Source organism: Romboutsia lituseburensis, from assembly GCF_024723825.1.
In the GTDB taxonomy this organism is placed as follows: Bacteria; Bacillota; Clostridia; order Peptostreptococcales; family Peptostreptococcaceae; genus Romboutsia_F; species Romboutsia_F lituseburensis_A.
The window spans coordinates 2338501-2353596 of record NZ_JANQBQ010000001.1 but is presented as its reverse complement, the minus strand read 5'-3'; the positions used below and the strand labels follow the sequence as shown (position 1 = coordinate 2353596).

General features: G+C 30.0%; 12 protein-coding genes. 10 read left to right on the top strand and 2 right to left on the bottom strand.

Annotated elements, in window-relative coordinates; all coding sequences use genetic code 11:
• Positions 1–483 precede the first annotated feature (483 nt).
• From megL to NWE74_RS11335, 4 genes are all read left to right on the top strand, one after another.
• On the top strand, positions 484–1677 hold the full coding sequence (megL, locus tag NWE74_RS11350; protein ID WP_258243244.1) for a methionine gamma-lyase: 1194 nt from the start codon (positions 484–486) through the stop codon (positions 1675–1677).
• A gap of 104 nt (positions 1678–1781) precedes the next feature.
• Complete coding sequence (locus NWE74_RS11345) at positions 1782–3119, top strand: Na+/H+ antiporter NhaC family protein (protein WP_258243243.1); 1338 nt, start codon at positions 1782–1784, stop codon at positions 3117–3119.
• 243 nt (positions 3120–3362) lie between these two features.
• Entirely contained in the window at positions 3363–4148 is a 786-nt protein-coding gene (locus NWE74_RS11340) for a C40 family peptidase (protein ID WP_258243242.1), read from the top strand.
• Between the two features lie 201 nt (positions 4149–4349).
• Positions 4350–4694: a zinc ribbon domain-containing protein YjdM gene (locus NWE74_RS11335; RefSeq protein ID WP_258243241.1), complete on the top strand. Its 345-nt coding sequence runs from the start codon at positions 4350–4352 to the stop codon at positions 4692–4694.
• A gap of 64 nt (positions 4695–4758) precedes the next feature.
• On the opposite strand, the gene NWE74_RS11330 is transcribed toward NWE74_RS11335, so the two are convergent.
• Positions 4759–5733, bottom strand: coding sequence for an L-threonine 3-dehydrogenase (locus tag NWE74_RS11330; RefSeq protein WP_258243240.1), 975 nt, complete (start codon positions 5731–5733; stop codon positions 4759–4761).
• Between the two features lie 30 nt (positions 5734–5763).
• On the bottom strand, positions 5764–6972 hold the full coding sequence (locus NWE74_RS11325; protein ID WP_258243239.1) for a glycine C-acetyltransferase: 1209 nt from the start codon (positions 6970–6972) through the stop codon (positions 5764–5766).
• Positions 6973–7156: 184 nt separating this feature from the next.
• Here NWE74_RS11325 and NWE74_RS11320 point away from each other — a divergent pair, with 184 nt between their 5' ends.
• The 6 genes from NWE74_RS11320 (at position 7157) to NWE74_RS11295 (ending at position 15094) form a co-directional block, all read left to right on the top strand.
• On the top strand, positions 7157–7807 hold the full coding sequence (locus NWE74_RS11320) for a YitT family protein (protein WP_258243238.1): 651 nt from the start codon (positions 7157–7159) through the stop codon (positions 7805–7807).
• A gap of 426 nt (positions 7808–8233) precedes the next feature.
• A complete protein-coding gene (locus tag NWE74_RS11315; RefSeq protein ID WP_258243237.1) occupies positions 8234–9421 on the top strand; it encodes a MerR family transcriptional regulator in 1188 nt (395 codons plus the stop codon).
• 337 nt (positions 9422–9758) lie between these two features.
• Positions 9759–11018, top strand: coding sequence for an arginine deiminase (gene arcA / locus NWE74_RS11310; protein WP_330666364.1), 1260 nt, complete (start codon positions 9759–9761; stop codon positions 11016–11018).
• Positions 11019–11201: 183 nt separating this feature from the next.
• Positions 11202–12197 carry an ornithine carbamoyltransferase gene (argF, locus tag NWE74_RS11305; protein ID WP_258243236.1) on the top strand — a complete coding sequence of 332 codons (996 nt, stop codon included), beginning with the start codon at positions 11202–11204 and terminating at the stop codon, positions 12195–12197.
• Between the two features lie 213 nt (positions 12198–12410).
• On the top strand, positions 12411–13367 hold the full coding sequence (gene arcC, locus NWE74_RS11300) for a carbamate kinase (RefSeq protein ID WP_330666363.1): 957 nt from the start codon (positions 12411–12413) through the stop codon (positions 13365–13367).
• A 191-nt stretch (positions 13368–13558) separates the two neighbouring features.
• Complete coding sequence (locus NWE74_RS11295) at positions 13559–15094, top strand: YfcC family protein (protein ID WP_258243235.1); 1536 nt, start codon at positions 13559–13561, stop codon at positions 15092–15094.
• The last annotated feature ends 2 nt before the right edge of the window (positions 15095–15096 follow it).

The window sequence follows — 15096 nt, the reverse complement described above, 5'->3', positions numbered from 1 at the left end:
AAAAATCTAATTTTTGTAATTAGAATACAATTTTTATGTAAATACAAAAAAATGCAAGATGAAATGCTTGAAATTACAAAAGATTGTTATATTTTTAATTATCGTAAGTATTGTTTCTATAAGAAAAAAGTATATATATAATCTAGAAGAGTTGAATATAATGTATATACAAATGGGAAAAGGTTTTTTGAATTGTTTGACCATTCAGTATTGTCTCTCATTTACAATTATATTGATGTAATATTGCATCAGAAAAATATCAATTTTTTGAAAATTTACTTAGAAAAAAAACTTTCTTGGAAGAAGTTTACAAAATTAAAAAGCAATGATATAGTTATGGCATAGGCAGGAAAATGTTTTATAAATTGCAAAAACTAATTATTTCTTGTCGAAAATTAGAATGGAAAACGTTTTAAATAAAAACTTCTATTTCTAACTAATAATAATAAACAATAATAATATATTTTATAGGGGGACAAAACAATGGAAAACATTAAAGAAAAAAGATTTGCTACAAGAGCTATACATGGAGGTCATCATAGAGATCCATTATCAGGAGCTTTAACAACACCTATATATAAAACATCAACATTCGTATTTGATAGTGCTGAACAAGGGGGAAGAAGATTCGCACTTGAAGAAGGTGGATATATATACTCTAGATTAGGAAACCCAACTAATGCTCAATTAGAAGAAAAAGTAGCTATATTAGAAGGAGCAGAAGCTTGTGTATCTACAGCTTCAGGAATAGGTGCAATAACTTCAGCTTTATGGACTGCTTTAAAAGCAGGAGATCATGTAGTTGCAAGTAAAACATTATATGGATGCACATATGCAATGTTCAATCATGGTATGAGCAGATATGGAGTAGAAGTAACTTTCGTTGATGCTTCTAATTTAGATGAAGTTAAGGGTGCTATGAAAGCAAACACTAAAGTTGTTTACTTAGAAACTCCAGCTAACCCAGATTTAAAATTAATAGATATAAAAGCTGTATCTGAAATAGCTCATACAGTAGAAGGTTGTATAGTAATGGTAGATAATACTTTCTGTACTCCATATATACAAAGACCAATAGAACATGGTGCAGACGTAGTAGTTCATTCAGCTACTAAGTACTTAAACGGACATGGAGACGTTTTAGCTGGATTCGTTGCAGGTAAATTAGACTTCATAAACCAAGTTAGATTATTTGGTATAAAAGATATGACAGGTTCTGTATTAAGTTCATTTGATGCTTACTTAGTAATAAGAGGTATGAAAACTTTACAAGTAAGAATGGATAGACACTGCAAAAATGCTATGGAAGTTGCTAAATTCTTAGAAGGACATGCAAATGTAGAAAAAGTTAACTACCCAGGATTAGAAAGCTTCCCTCAATATGATTTAGCTAAGAGACAAATGGATCAACCAGGTGGTATGATAGCATTCGAAGTTAAAGGTGGATTAGAAGCTGGTAAGAAGTTACTTAACTCTTTAGAATTATGTACTCTTGCAGTAAGCTTAGGTGACTGTGAAACATTAATACAACATCCTGCTTCAATGACTCACTCTCCATACACTCCAGAAGAGAGAGCTGAAGCTGGAATATCTGAAGGATTAATAAGAATATCTGTTGGTTTAGAAGATGCAGAAGATATAATAGCTGACTTAAAGCAAGGATTAGATAGATTATAAGAAACATAAAATTTAATTAATACAATTAGTGCTGACAGAGAAGATATATCATACCTTCTCTGTTAGTTATACCTTAAATTAAGCATAAAAAGGGGATTAAACATATGCAAAATACAACTCAAAATGAAGTGAAAAAAGGTAGTGCAGTAGCGTTACTTCCTATAGGTGTCTTTTTAGTTTTATTCTTAGGAAGCGGACTTATAACAGGTGATTTTTATAAAATGCCAGCATTAACAGCATTCGTAATAGCTGCAGCAGTAGCATTTATGATAAATCCAAAGGAATCTCTTGATAAAAAGATGGAGATATTCTGTAAAGGTGCTGGAGATAGTAATATAGTAATAATGCTTGTAATATTCTTATTAGCAGGTGCATTTGGTAGTGTTGCTAAAGCGATGGGTGCAGTTGACTCAACAGTAAATTTAAGCTTAGCAGTTTTACCACCAAGTTTACTTATCCCAGGTTTATTCCTAGTGGTTTGTTTTATATCAACGTCTATGGGGACTTCAGTTGGAACAATTTCAGCTTTAACTCCAATAGCAATAGGTGTTTCTCAAAAAACAGGTATAGAATTAGAATTATTAGTTGCTTTAGTAGTTGGAGGTGCTATGGTTGGAGATAACTTATCTATGATATCTGATACAACAATAGCAGCGGCAAGTACTCAAGGATGTCAAATGAAAGATAAAGTAAAAATGAATTTCTTTGTTGTATTACCAGCAGCATTAATAAGTTTTATAATAATATCTGTAATGACAGCAGGAACAGCAGCTTCAGCTGATGCAGGTTCATATGAAATAATAAAAGTAGTACCTTATGTAGCAGTATTAGTCGGTGCCCTTGCAGGGGCAAACGTTTTTGTTCTTCTTGCAGGTGGTATTATATTTGCAGGAGCAATAGGTATATTTACAAGTTCTATGGATGTATGGCAATTTATAGGTGCTGTATCTGAAGGTATGGCAGGTATGCAAGAGTTATGTATATTAGTTCTAGTAGTTGGAGGAGTTATAGGATTAATAAAGCACAATGGTGGTATAGACTTTATATTAAACTTTATAACAAGCAAAATAAAGAGTCAAACAGGTGCAAAATTTGGTATAGCTTTATTAGCTAGTATAATAGATTTATGTACAGCTAATAATACAATAACTATAATAACGGCAGGACCATTAGCTAAAGACATTGGAGAAAAATATAACTTAGATCCTAGAAAAATAGCTAGTATGTTAGATATGTTCGCTTCATGCTGGCAAGGAATGATTCCTTATGGAGCACAAATATTAACAGCTGTAGGTATAGCAGGAGTTTCTTCTGTAGGAATAATAAAATACTTACACTATCCAATATTCTTACTTATATTTGCAATAATCTCAATTACTTTTGATTTTTCAGCATTAAAGAAGAAAAAAGGTAATGTGAAAGAAGAAAGTAAAATAAGCTAAATTTAATATATAAAAAATTGATTAGATTTTATAAAAATAGGTTACCTAGATGGTAACCTATTTTGTTTTTATTGGGTATATGTTACCATATACTTTGGTATAACAAATAAGGAATAGGTTATTGAGTCAATAATATTAAAGAATGAATCTAGATATCCGATTATAATTAATAGAGAAATTTTTATACTGGTTAAAATATAGAGTATATATAGTAATGAAAATAATAAAAGGGGAGTTAACAAAATGAGTGATGTTGGTCAAATTGTAGCAAATAGTCTTTTAAGTAATATAAATCGTACTAATTTAAGAAATGCAAATAACTCAAACTATGGTGATTCAAATGCAGCTTCTTTTGATAGAATGTTACAAAGTAGTTTAAATAATTTAATGGGTGGAAGTACTAATAGTGGTTGTTCATGCGGCGGAGGCAATAATGATTTAAGCCAATTATTAATGCTAACTACAATGGTAAGTGTTTTAAATAGTGTTAAAGCAGGTGTATCTCAAGGTAATGATAATAATAATGTAGGAAATACTGCTGACAGTACAAATAGCAGTAATACGAATGATACAAATAACACAAATACAGTGAATAATGGTAATACTATTAACAATACAAATACAGTAACTAATGTAAATAACTCATCAGCTACGTCTAGTGAGATGGATAAGGCGATGAAATTACTAGAAGACCAAATAGGTAAGCCGTATGTATGGGGAGCTAATGGACCAAATTCATTTGATTGTTCAGGTCTAGTTAGATATGTATATAAAAATGCATTAGGAAAAGATATACCAAGAGTTTCATATGATCAGAGTAAATTTGGCCAGGCAGTTGATAAAAAAGACCTTAAACCTGGAGACTTAGTATTCTTTGATACTATGAACAAGGATAGAGTAAGTCATGTTGGCATGTATATAGGAAATGATGAGTTTATACATGCATCAAACCCTAAAGATGGTGTAAAAAAATCTAAATTATCTTCATCATATTACCAAAATGCTTATATGGGTGCGAGAAGACCTTAATTTAATATATAAATTTTTATGTATAATATAATCCATTATTTTTTGGTTATAATAAATTATAATTAAGATTTAAAAAATAATATTTTTGCTATCAATTTATACAAAAAGGTCTAAATTTGTAAATAAGTAGATAATATGGTATTATATAATACTGAAAATATTTTAAATACCAATAATATTAAAAATAAAGGAAGTGAAAAAATGGAAAATTTACCAAATTGTCCAAAATGTAACTCGGAATATACTTATGAAGATGGAACACTTTTAGTTTGCCCAGAATGTGCACATGAGTGGACTTTAGAAGGCGGAAATGAAGAGGAAGCAACTGTTATAAAAGATGTAAACGGAAATGTATTAAATGATGGAGATGCTGTAACAGTAGTAAAAGACCTTAAAGTAAAAGGTAGTTCATCATCTATAAAAATAGGAACAAAAGTTAAGAGTATACGTTTAGTTCCTGATGCTGCTGATGGACATGATATAGAATGTAAAATAGACGGATTCGGAGCAATGAAATTAAAATCTAGCGTTGTAAAAAAAGCATAGTAAAATAATCATTGTATGATATTAAAAAGCAGTATATTTATATACTGCTTTTTTTATTTATAAATTATTTTAAATTTAATTTAGTATCTCCTATTCCTCTAGAACTAAGTTTATTTAACATATCTATAGTCATTTTACTTAAATCATATTTAAAGTTAAATCCCCACTCTTCAATAGCACAAGTAGGATCTATTGAATTAGGCCAAGATTCAGCAATAGACTGACGAATTGGATCTACATTATAGCTAAATTCAAAATTAGGTATATGTTTTTTTATTTCAGAGGATATTTCTTCAGGGGCAAAGTTCATAGCTGTTATATTAAATGCATTTCTATGAATTAATTTTGATCCATCAGCTTCAATTAAGTCTACTATAGCTTGCAGAGCATCAGGCATATACATCATATCCATTTGTGTTCCCTCAGCAATAAATGAACTGTATTTTTTATTTTTTAATGCTTCATAATATATATCAACAGCATAATCAGTAGTTCCGCCTCCAGGAGGTGTTACATATGAAATTAATCCAGGAAACCTTACACCTCTAGTATCAACACCAAATTTTTTATAATAATAATCGCATAAAAGTTCTCCTGAAACTTTAGTTATACCATACATAGTTCCAGGTCTTTGCATAGTATCTTGAGGAGTTAAATTTTTAGGTGAATTATCACCAAATGCTGCTATAGAGCTAGGAGTAAATAACTTTAAATTTTGTTCTCTACAAATTTCTAATACATTAGTTAATCCACTCATGTTAAGTTTCCATGTGTATTGAGGCTGTTGTTCGCCTACAGCAGAGAGTAATGAAGCTAAGTGGACTATTGTATCAACATTATGTTTTTTAGCTAATTTTGATAGTGTTTCAGCATCCATAACATTTAACTGTTCAAATATACCATTAGATACTATGTCGCTATTTTCTATCATACGTATATCTGTAGCTATAACATTATCTTTTCCGTATTCATTTCTAAGTTTAGAAGTTAATTCTGAACCTATTTGACCTAATGCACCTGTAATAAGAACTTTTTTCATAAAACTAGCCCCTCCTAAATTTAAATGAATTTATATTATATTCAATTCTTTTCCAACTTTTTCGTAGATATATAATGCTTGATCTAGCATTTCTTTGGTGTGAGCTGAGGTAGGCATATTTCTGACTCTTCCAGTTCCTTTTGGAACAGTTGGAAATACAATTGATTTGGCATAAACTCCTTCTTCAAGAAGTCTTTTACTGAATAGTTGAGTTTTAGATTCATCGCCTATTATACAAGGTGTTATAGGTGTTTCGCTTTTACCTATATCAAAGCCTAAAGATTTTAAACCTTTTTTTAAATAGTTGCCATTTTCCCATACTTTATTAACTAGATAGCTGCTTTCCATTAATATATTTATAGATTCTACACAAGCAGCAGCAGATCCTGGAGTTAAAGATGTTGAAAATAAGAACGGTCTTCCTCTAACTTTCAACCAATCTATTAAATCTTTAGAGCCGGCTACATATCCACCAACTACTCCGATAGCTTTTGATAAAGTTCCTATTTGAAAATCTATTTTTTCAGATAATCCAAAATGCTTGCAGGTTCCAGCTCCATTTCCCATTACACCAGATCCATGGGCATCATCAACATATGTTATTAAATCAAATTCATTAGCAATTTTTACAATTTCGGGAAGTTTAGCAACGTCGCCATCCATAGAAAATACGCCATCTGTAATGACCATTATTTTTTTATACTTGCCACTACCTACAGCTACTTTAGCTTGATTTTTTAAATCATCCATATCAGAATGTTTGTATCTTATTATTTTTGCACCAGATAGCCTACAGCCATCAATAATAGAGGCATGATTTAGTTCATCGGATAATATAGCATCATTTTTGTCCATTACAGCAGAAATTGCTCCCATATTACAATTAAACCCTGATTGAAATGCAATAGCTGATTCAGTGCCTTTAAACTTAGCAATAGTAGACTCTAATAAGTCATGAATATCTAAAGTTCCATTTATAGTTCTTACAGCACCAGCACCTACACCATATTTTTTTACCGCATTTATTTCAGCTAATTTTAAATTTTCGTTTGTAGCTAAGCCGAGGTAGTTATTAGAAGATAGATTTATAAGATTTTTATTATTGATGGTTATTATTGGACCATTGGGACTTTGAAGTGAATTAATTTGATTATAAAGGCCTTTTGATTTTAGCTCATTTAAATTATCTGCCAAGAACCTATTTAAAGAGCTATCTTTCTTTGGAATACTAGATTTCATAAAGATTCCTCCCTGTATAAAGAATGTTTAATTCATATAAATTTAATTTTATAAAATGTAAGAAATGGCAACTATTTTATTGATTAAATATATTTAAAATAGTATTATTATGATATATATGTATGTTTTAGGCTAATAAATAATTCTAAAATTAATAAATAAAAACAAGAAAAGGAATGAAAAAATGACAGAAAACAATTTAATAAAGTTAATCAAAGAGTACCTTATAATAACTATAGGTGTTATCATAGTTTCTTTTGGTGTGCAGTATTTCTATGCTCCAAATCAAATTGCTGGTGGAGGATTAAGTGGAATGGCGCTAGTAATAAGTCATTACGTACCTAGTTTATCAGTAGGGACTATAATATTTATAGGGAATATAATTTTATTTACTATATCATTTATATTAGTAGGTGGAGACTTTGGATTTAAGACTATATATGCAAGTTTTATGATGTCCGCAGTTATGGATTTTATGGAAAAAGTATTACATACTTATGCTATAACAGAGAATATGATATTAGCAGTAGTACTTGGAACTCTTATATGCGGAACAGGTTTAGCGATTACATTTGCTATAAATGCTTCAACAGGAGGAACTGATATATTAGCTAAAATAATAAATAAGTATTCTACAGTTAACATAGGTAAATGTTTATTATTAGTTGATTTGTTTGTTGTTGTATGCGGAGGATTAACTTTTGGACTAGATAAAGGGCTTTATTCATTAATGGCAGTTGTAATTAATGGATTATTAATAGATTCAATAATAGCTAAAATAGAAAAAAGAAGAGATAGTAAACAGGAAGAATTAAAACTTCAAAATGCTCAATAAATTTAGTTATAAAAAGATACTACTAATTTTTAATTAGTAGTATCTTTTTTTGTAACTATTTTTAATGGTATAATTAGAATATATATTTTAATACAAATTTTTTAAGTGAAATATGTAAAATTTTTTTAGTTTATATAGAAAAAGTAAATTTTGTATATATAAAAAAGGGGAGAAAAAGTATAAAATTTGCACAAAAAGATGAAAAAAAGAGAATGAATATAAATTATTGGAAATTTTGCATTGTTAAAAAAACATAAAAAAATAATTTAATAATAAAAAATTCTTAAAAAAATAAAGGTAAAAATATGACGTATTTGAACGAAACATAAATTTTTAAAAAATTTAAAAATAAAAAAATTTATATATTGCCTATTACGTAACGTAACCTTATAGAATTAAATTAGGCAATAACTTGGGGGAGATAAAATGAAAGAGCAACGCTTATATACAACAGGTGAATTTGCCAAAATGGCAGGTGTGACGATAAGAACTATTAGATACTATGATACTAAAGGAATCTTAAAGCCATCTCATCATAATGATTCAGGACATAGGCTATACTCAGATAAAGATTTCTTAAAGTTAAAAAAAATATTAGCTTTAAAATATCTGGGGCTATCATTAGACGAAGTTATGAGCACAGAGTTAAATTTTGAAAAAGATGATATGATGAATTCACTTAGATTACAGAAAAATATCATTAAAAATAAAATTAACCATATGAAAATAGTGCTAAGTGCCATAGAAACAGCAGAAATAAGTATGCAAAATGATAACGATTTAAACTGGGATAAAACAATAGATATAATAGAGATATTAGAAAGTGAAAAAGGGCTATTACAACAATATATAGATTCCTCTAACTTAAATGCCAGTGTTAAATTACAAGATAGATTTAGTTCTAATAAACATGGTTGGTATAACTGGGTTTTCAAGAATATAAATCTTAAAAAAAGAAGTAAAGTTTTAGAGATAGGGTGTGGGAATGGTGCTTTATGGGCCAAAAATATAGAGAATTTAAATGAAAAAACAAATGTAACCTTAACTGATGTTTGTGAAGAAATGATTAGTGATGCAAAAGCTAATCTAAAAGGATATCACAACAGGTTCAATTTTCAAATAGCAGACCCAAATGACATTCCATTTAAAGATGAGAGCTTTGATATAGTCATAGCTAATCATATATTGTTTTATATGAAAGACTTAGATGTAGTTCTTAATGAAATTCATAGAGTACTTAAACCAGGAGGACATTTTTACTGTTCTACAATAGATGGTAATCATATGAAGGAACTTGAAGAATTAATGCTAGGATTTAATAGTAATATAAAGATTTCAGAAGAAAGACTTTCTACAAAATTTGGTTTAAGCAATGGAGAAAGTATCTTAAATAAATATTTTAGTGACGTACACCAGTATCTATATGAAGATAAGTTAATAGTTAATGATACTAAAGGGATCCTAGAATATATATATTCAATACCAGGTAATATTTTAGAAGTAATTGAAAATAAGAAAAAAGAGTTTGAAGTATATATTGATAAAAATATACAACAAAACGGTGAATTTCATATAACAAATAGCCAAGGTTTATTTGAAAGTATAAAAAAGTAGCTAAATGATGTTATAAGAAATGTTTAATGAAGCTTTTAATAAATTTATAATTTGTGTTTGAAAATTAAAAATCATAGGTTAGAAAATTCTTATGATAACGTTTACAATGTTAAAAAATAAACAAAGAAGTGCGGTTTTTTATGAAAAAACCATGAAAAAAACATAATAATGCACTTTTTTAAAAAACATAGTCTTTTTTATTTAATTTATAGAAAAACGTTTTTTTCAAATAATAAAAAATAAATTTTTAAAAAAATATATTGATTTTTAGAAAAAAATGGTATAAGATTAAGTTGTCAACAAGTTAACACAGTAAAAAGACAGTTAACGAGTTAAAATGACAAAAAATTCAACAGATGGAGAGGGAATAACTATGGGAATAAAAGTTACAAGTGAAATAAAGCCACTTAAAAAAGTTCTACTTCATAGACCAGGTGCTGAAATAGAAAACTTAACACCTGAGTATCTTGAAAGATTATTATTTGATGATATTCCATTTTTAGAAGTAGCTCAACAAGAGCATGATGCATTTGCTGAGGTTCTAAGAGAAAATGGGGTTGAAGTTGTTTACTTACACGAATTAGCAGCTGAAGTTATAGCTGATGAAGAAATAAAGGAACAATTCTTAAACCAATTTATAGAAGAAGCTGGAATAACAAGTCCAGAACTTCATAAAAATGTTTATGAATTCTTAAAAAGAATAGATAACAACGATGAGTTAATAAGAAAAACTATGGCTGGTATAAACAAAAATGAATTACCTGCTTTAGCTAAGAAAAGTTTATCTGACTTAGCACAAGATGATTATCCATTCGTTGCTGATCCAATGCCAAACTTATACTTCACAAGAGATCCATTCGCAAGTATAGGTGAAGGGGTAAGTTTAAATAAAATGTACTCTGTAACAAGAAACAGAGAAACTATATATGCTGACTATATATTCAAGTATCATAAAGATTTCAAAGGAGAAGTTGAAAGATTCTACGATAGAAACTTTGAATATCATATAGAAGGTGGAGATATATTAAACCTTACTGAAAAAGCTTTAGCAATAGGTATATCTCAAAGAACAGAAGCTCCTGCTATAGAACATATAGCTAAGCAAATATTCTACAAGAGCAACAACAAAGAAATAGAAACTATATTAGCATTCAACATACCAAACAATAGAGCAATGATGCACTTAGATACAGTGTTCACTCAAATAGATGTTGATAAATTCACTATACATCCAGGAATACAAGGACCTTTACAAGTATTCGAAATAACTAAAGGTGATGTAGAAGGAGAATTAAACATAGTAGAAGTTAATGCTGAATTAGAAACTGTATTAGCTAAACACCTTGGAGTTGAAAAAGTTACATTAATCCAATGTGGTGGAGGAGATAAAGTTATAGCAGATAGAGAACAATGGAATGACGGTTCAAATACATTATGTATAAAACCAGGTGAAGTTGTTGTTTACTCTAGAAACTACATCACTAATAGATTATTAGAAGAAAATGGTATAAAAATACATGTAATACCATCAAGTGAATTATCAAGAGGACGTGGGGGCCCAAGATGTATGTCAATGCCTCTAGTTAGAGAAGTATAAGAAACAGATTAAATTTAATTAATAAATAGTTAATGTTTAATAACGCCTTATAAAACATATATATATAGATAAAAAAAACTTCTTTAAAGGTTCGAAACTAGAGCCTTTAAAGAAGCCAAAAATAGTAAACTTTTAAAATTTTAAAATATATTTTCATTATAACTTATTAGGAGGGTTTTTACAATGGCAGTTAATTTAAGAGGACGTTCATTTTTAAAATTATTAGATTTTTCAAGCGCAGAAATAAGATATTTATTAGATTTATCTAAAAACTTAAAAGACCTAAAAAGAGCTGGTGTAGTAAACAGAACTTTAGAAGGTAAAAACGTTGTTATATTATTCGAAAAAGATTCAACTAGAACTAGATGCTCATTCGAAGTTGGAGCTATGGACTTAGGAATGGGTGTTACATACCTAGGACCAACTGGTTCTCAAATGGGTAAAAAAGAATCTATAGCAGATACTGCTAGAGTTTTAGGAAGAATGTATGATGGTATAGAATACAGAGGATTCTCTCAAGAAATAGTTGAAGAATTAGCTGCAAATGCTGGAGTACCAGTATGGAACGGATTAACAGATGAATTCCATCCAACTCAAATGATAGCTGACTTATTAACTATAGAAGAAAAATTAGGAAGATTAAAAGGTGTAAACTTTGTTTACATGGGAGATGCTAGAAACAACATGGGTAACTCTTTAATGGTTGCTTGTGCTAAGATGGGATTAAACTTCACAGCTTGTGCTCCAAAAGAATTATTCCCAGCTGATGAATTAGTTGCTACTTGCAAAGAAATAGCTGCTGAAAACGGATGTACTATAACATTAACTGAAGATGTTATGGCTGGAACTAAGAATGCTGACGTTATATACACTGACGTTTGGGTATCTATGGGAGAACCTGCTGAAGTTTGGGAAGCTAGAATCAAGCAATTAATGCCATTCCAAGTTAATAAAGCTGTTATGGATAACGCTAATCCAGAAGCTATATTCATGCACTGCTTACCTGCATTCCATGACCTAAAAACTAAGGTAGGAGCAGAAATGGGTGAAAAATTCGGTATAACTGAAATGGAAGTTACTGATGAAGTATTTGAATCTAAGCAATCAGTTGTATTCGATGAAGCAGAAAACAGAATGCATACTATAAAAGCTATAATGGCTTCTACTATAGGACAATAATATTTAGTAGAAATTAAGTTAAGGAAACTACCACTATCAAGTGTGTAGACGCTCATTAAATTGATTAGTTAAACATTGAGATGGTGGTTTAATATAGGAAAAGTTGTATAAGAAAGTAAGTAACCCCCATTTTGTTATCGGAAAATATAGATGGGGGTTATACTTGTTTGATTTAAATCAATAAAAATAAACTTTAATTAAGGGAGAGAAATCATGAAGAGATTAGTTATAGCACTAGGGGGAAATGCACTAGGGAACAATCCGGAAGAACAATTAGAATTAGTTAAACATACAGCAAAAACAATAGTAGATTTATCAGAAGAAGGTTACAACGTAATAGTTGGACATGGAAATGGACCTCAAGTTGGTATGATAAACTTAGCAATGGATTTTGCAGCTAATAACGGAGCAAACACTCCAAGTATGCCATTTGCTGAATGTGGATCAATGAGTCAAGGATATATAGGATATCACTTACAACAATCTATAAAAAATGAATTAAATGCTAGAAAATTAAATAAAAATGTTGCATCTATAGTAACTCAAGTTGTAGTTGATGAAAATGATGATGCTTTCAAAAACTTAACGAAGCCAGTAGGGATGTTCTATACTAAAGAAGAAGCTGATAAAATAGCTGCTGAAAAAGGATTTACATTTGTAGAAGATGCTGGAAGAGGATATAGAAGAGTTGTTGCTTCTCCACAACCTCAAAAAATAGTTGAATTAGAAACAGTTAAGCAATTAGTTGATAATGGAAGTATAGTAATCACTGTTGGTGGTGGTGGTATACCAGTAATAGAAAAAGAAGATGGATCATTACACGGTGTAGCTGCTGTTATAGACAAAGACAAATCAAGTGCTAAATTAGCTAAAGACCTTGATGCTGAAATGTTAGTAATATTAACTGCAGTAGATAGAGTTTGCATAAACTTCAACAAACCAAACCAAGAAGCTTTAGCATCTATAAACTTAGATCAAGCAGCTAAATATATAGAAGAAGGACATTTTGCTCCAGGTTCTATGTTACCTAAAGTAGAAGCTTGTGTAGATTTCGTAGAATCTTCATCTAAAGGAAAAGCGTTAATAACTTCATTAGAAAAAGCTAAAGAAGCTTTACACGGAACTACAGGAACTATAATATGTAAAGAAGATGAAATATGCAACGCATAATAAAATAATAAATATGAAAGGAAATGTTATCTGATAGGATAATATTTCCTTTATTTGGATAAGATGGTATTATAAATTAAAATAGAAATTATAGAAAAATTTAATAAGTTTTGCATAGTAACGGGGATTTTTAATAGAGTGAGACTCTTTAAAAATAATAGACAAATTATAACCAAAGGGGGAGACAGGTAATGTCAAACGACAAAAAGAAAAAGTTTAAATTCCCATCTGCGTATACAGTATTGTTAGCAATAATGATAGCTATCGCACTAATAACTCAAGTTGTACCTGGTGTTAAGAAAGCTCAACTTTCAGATCTAGTTATGGCTCCAGTAACAGGTATGGTTGGGGTAAAAGATTTAGCTTTAGATGCAGAAATTCAAAAGTCTATGGAGGAAAATGGAGTAGAAGGTGCACTTAAAACAATTAATGATGCAGACGGTTCATACATGAGTGTATGGAACGAAGGGCAAGTTAAAGGTGCAATAGACGTTGCTTTATTCGTACTTATAATAGGTGGATTCCTAGGAGTTGTAACAAAAACAGGAGCTTTAGATGCAGGTGTTGGAGCACTTGTTAAGAAACTAAAAGGAAAAGAATTAATGCTTATACCAGTATTAATGTTTTTATTCTCTTTAGGTGGAACATCTTATGGTATGGCTGAAGAGTCTTTAGCATTTTACGCATTAATAACTGCAACTATGATGGCAGCAGGGTTTGATCCATTAGTAGGGGCTGCTACATTATTACTTGGTTGTGGTATCGGATGTTTAGGATCGACAGTAAACCCATTTGCAATAGGAGCTGCAGTATCAGCTGCTGGAGCTGCAGGGGTAACAATAAATCAAGGTACTACTATAGCAATAGGAGCTGCATTATGGTTAATACCTTTAATAATTTCAATAATATATGTTATGAAGTATGCTAAAAAAGTTTATGCAGATAAAAATGCTACAATATTATCTAAGGGTGAATTAGATGCAGCTCATGATGCATTTAGCAATGATTCAGAAGAGATATTAGAGCTAGATGGAAAGAGAAAATTTGTTTTAGTATTATTTGCACTATCTTTTGCAGTTATGATAATGAGTGTTATACCATGGAGTAACTTTGGAATAACTATATTTGAAAACACTACAGCATGGTTTAATGGTTCTCCATTAGGAGGATGGTGGTTCCCTGAATTAACAATATGGTTCTTCTTAATGTCTGTTTTAATAGGAATAGTTTACAGAATGTCAGAAGAAGATATAGTTGGTTCATTTATAAATGGATGTGCTGATATGGTTGGTGTTGCTTTAGTTGTTGGTATATCAAGAGGGGTATCTTTCATGATGGCAAACTCTGGTCTTGACTTATACATACTAGATAAAGCATCTGGAGTATTAAGTGGAGTATCTGGTATGTTATTTGCTAACATGGCTTATATAATATACATAGCATTATCATTCTTAATACCATCTACTTCAGGATTAGCATCAGTTTCTATGCCAATATTTGCACCATTAGCTCAAAAGTTAAATATTGCACCAGAAATAATAGTTTCTGCATTCTGTGCAGGTAGTGGTATAGTAAATTTAGTAACTCCAACATCAGGAGTTGTTATGGGTGGTCTTGCAATTGCAAAAATAGACTATGCTACATGGGTTAAGTTTGTAACTAAATTATTAGCTTTAATATTCGTAGCAACTATAGTTATATTAGCTGCAGGATCTATGCTGTTATAATT

Coding starts and splice junctions, on each gene's coding strand:
- arcC (WP_330666363.1), top strand. CDS start 12,411: ATGAAGAGATTAGTTATAGCACTAGGGGGAAATGCACTAGGGAACAAT.
- NWE74_RS11340 (WP_258243242.1), top strand. CDS start 3,363: ATGAGTGATGTTGGTCAAATTGTAGCAAATAGTCTTTTAAGTAATATA.
- arcA (WP_330666364.1), top strand. CDS start 9,759: ATGACAAAAAATTCAACAGATGGAGAGGGAATAACTATGGGAATAAAA.
- megL (WP_258243244.1), top strand. CDS start 484: ATGGAAAACATTAAAGAAAAAAGATTTGCTACAAGAGCTATACATGGA.
- NWE74_RS11330 (WP_258243240.1), bottom strand. CDS start 5,733: ATGAAAAAAGTTCTTATTACAGGTGCATTAGGTCAAATAGGTTCAGAA.
- NWE74_RS11325 (WP_258243239.1), bottom strand. CDS start 6,972: ATGAAATCTAGTATTCCAAAGAAAGATAGCTCTTTAAATAGGTTCTTG.
- argF (WP_258243236.1), top strand. CDS start 11,202: ATGGCAGTTAATTTAAGAGGACGTTCATTTTTAAAATTATTAGATTTT.
- NWE74_RS11295 (WP_258243235.1), top strand. CDS start 13,559: ATGTCAAACGACAAAAAGAAAAAGTTTAAATTCCCATCTGCGTATACA.
- NWE74_RS11335 (WP_258243241.1), top strand. CDS start 4,350: ATGGAAAATTTACCAAATTGTCCAAAATGTAACTCGGAATATACTTAT.
- NWE74_RS11315 (WP_258243237.1), top strand. CDS start 8,234: ATGAAAGAGCAACGCTTATATACAACAGGTGAATTTGCCAAAATGGCA.
- NWE74_RS11320 (WP_258243238.1), top strand. CDS start 7,157: ATGACAGAAAACAATTTAATAAAGTTAATCAAAGAGTACCTTATAATA.
- NWE74_RS11345 (WP_258243243.1), top strand. CDS start 1,782: ATGCAAAATACAACTCAAAATGAAGTGAAAAAAGGTAGTGCAGTAGCG.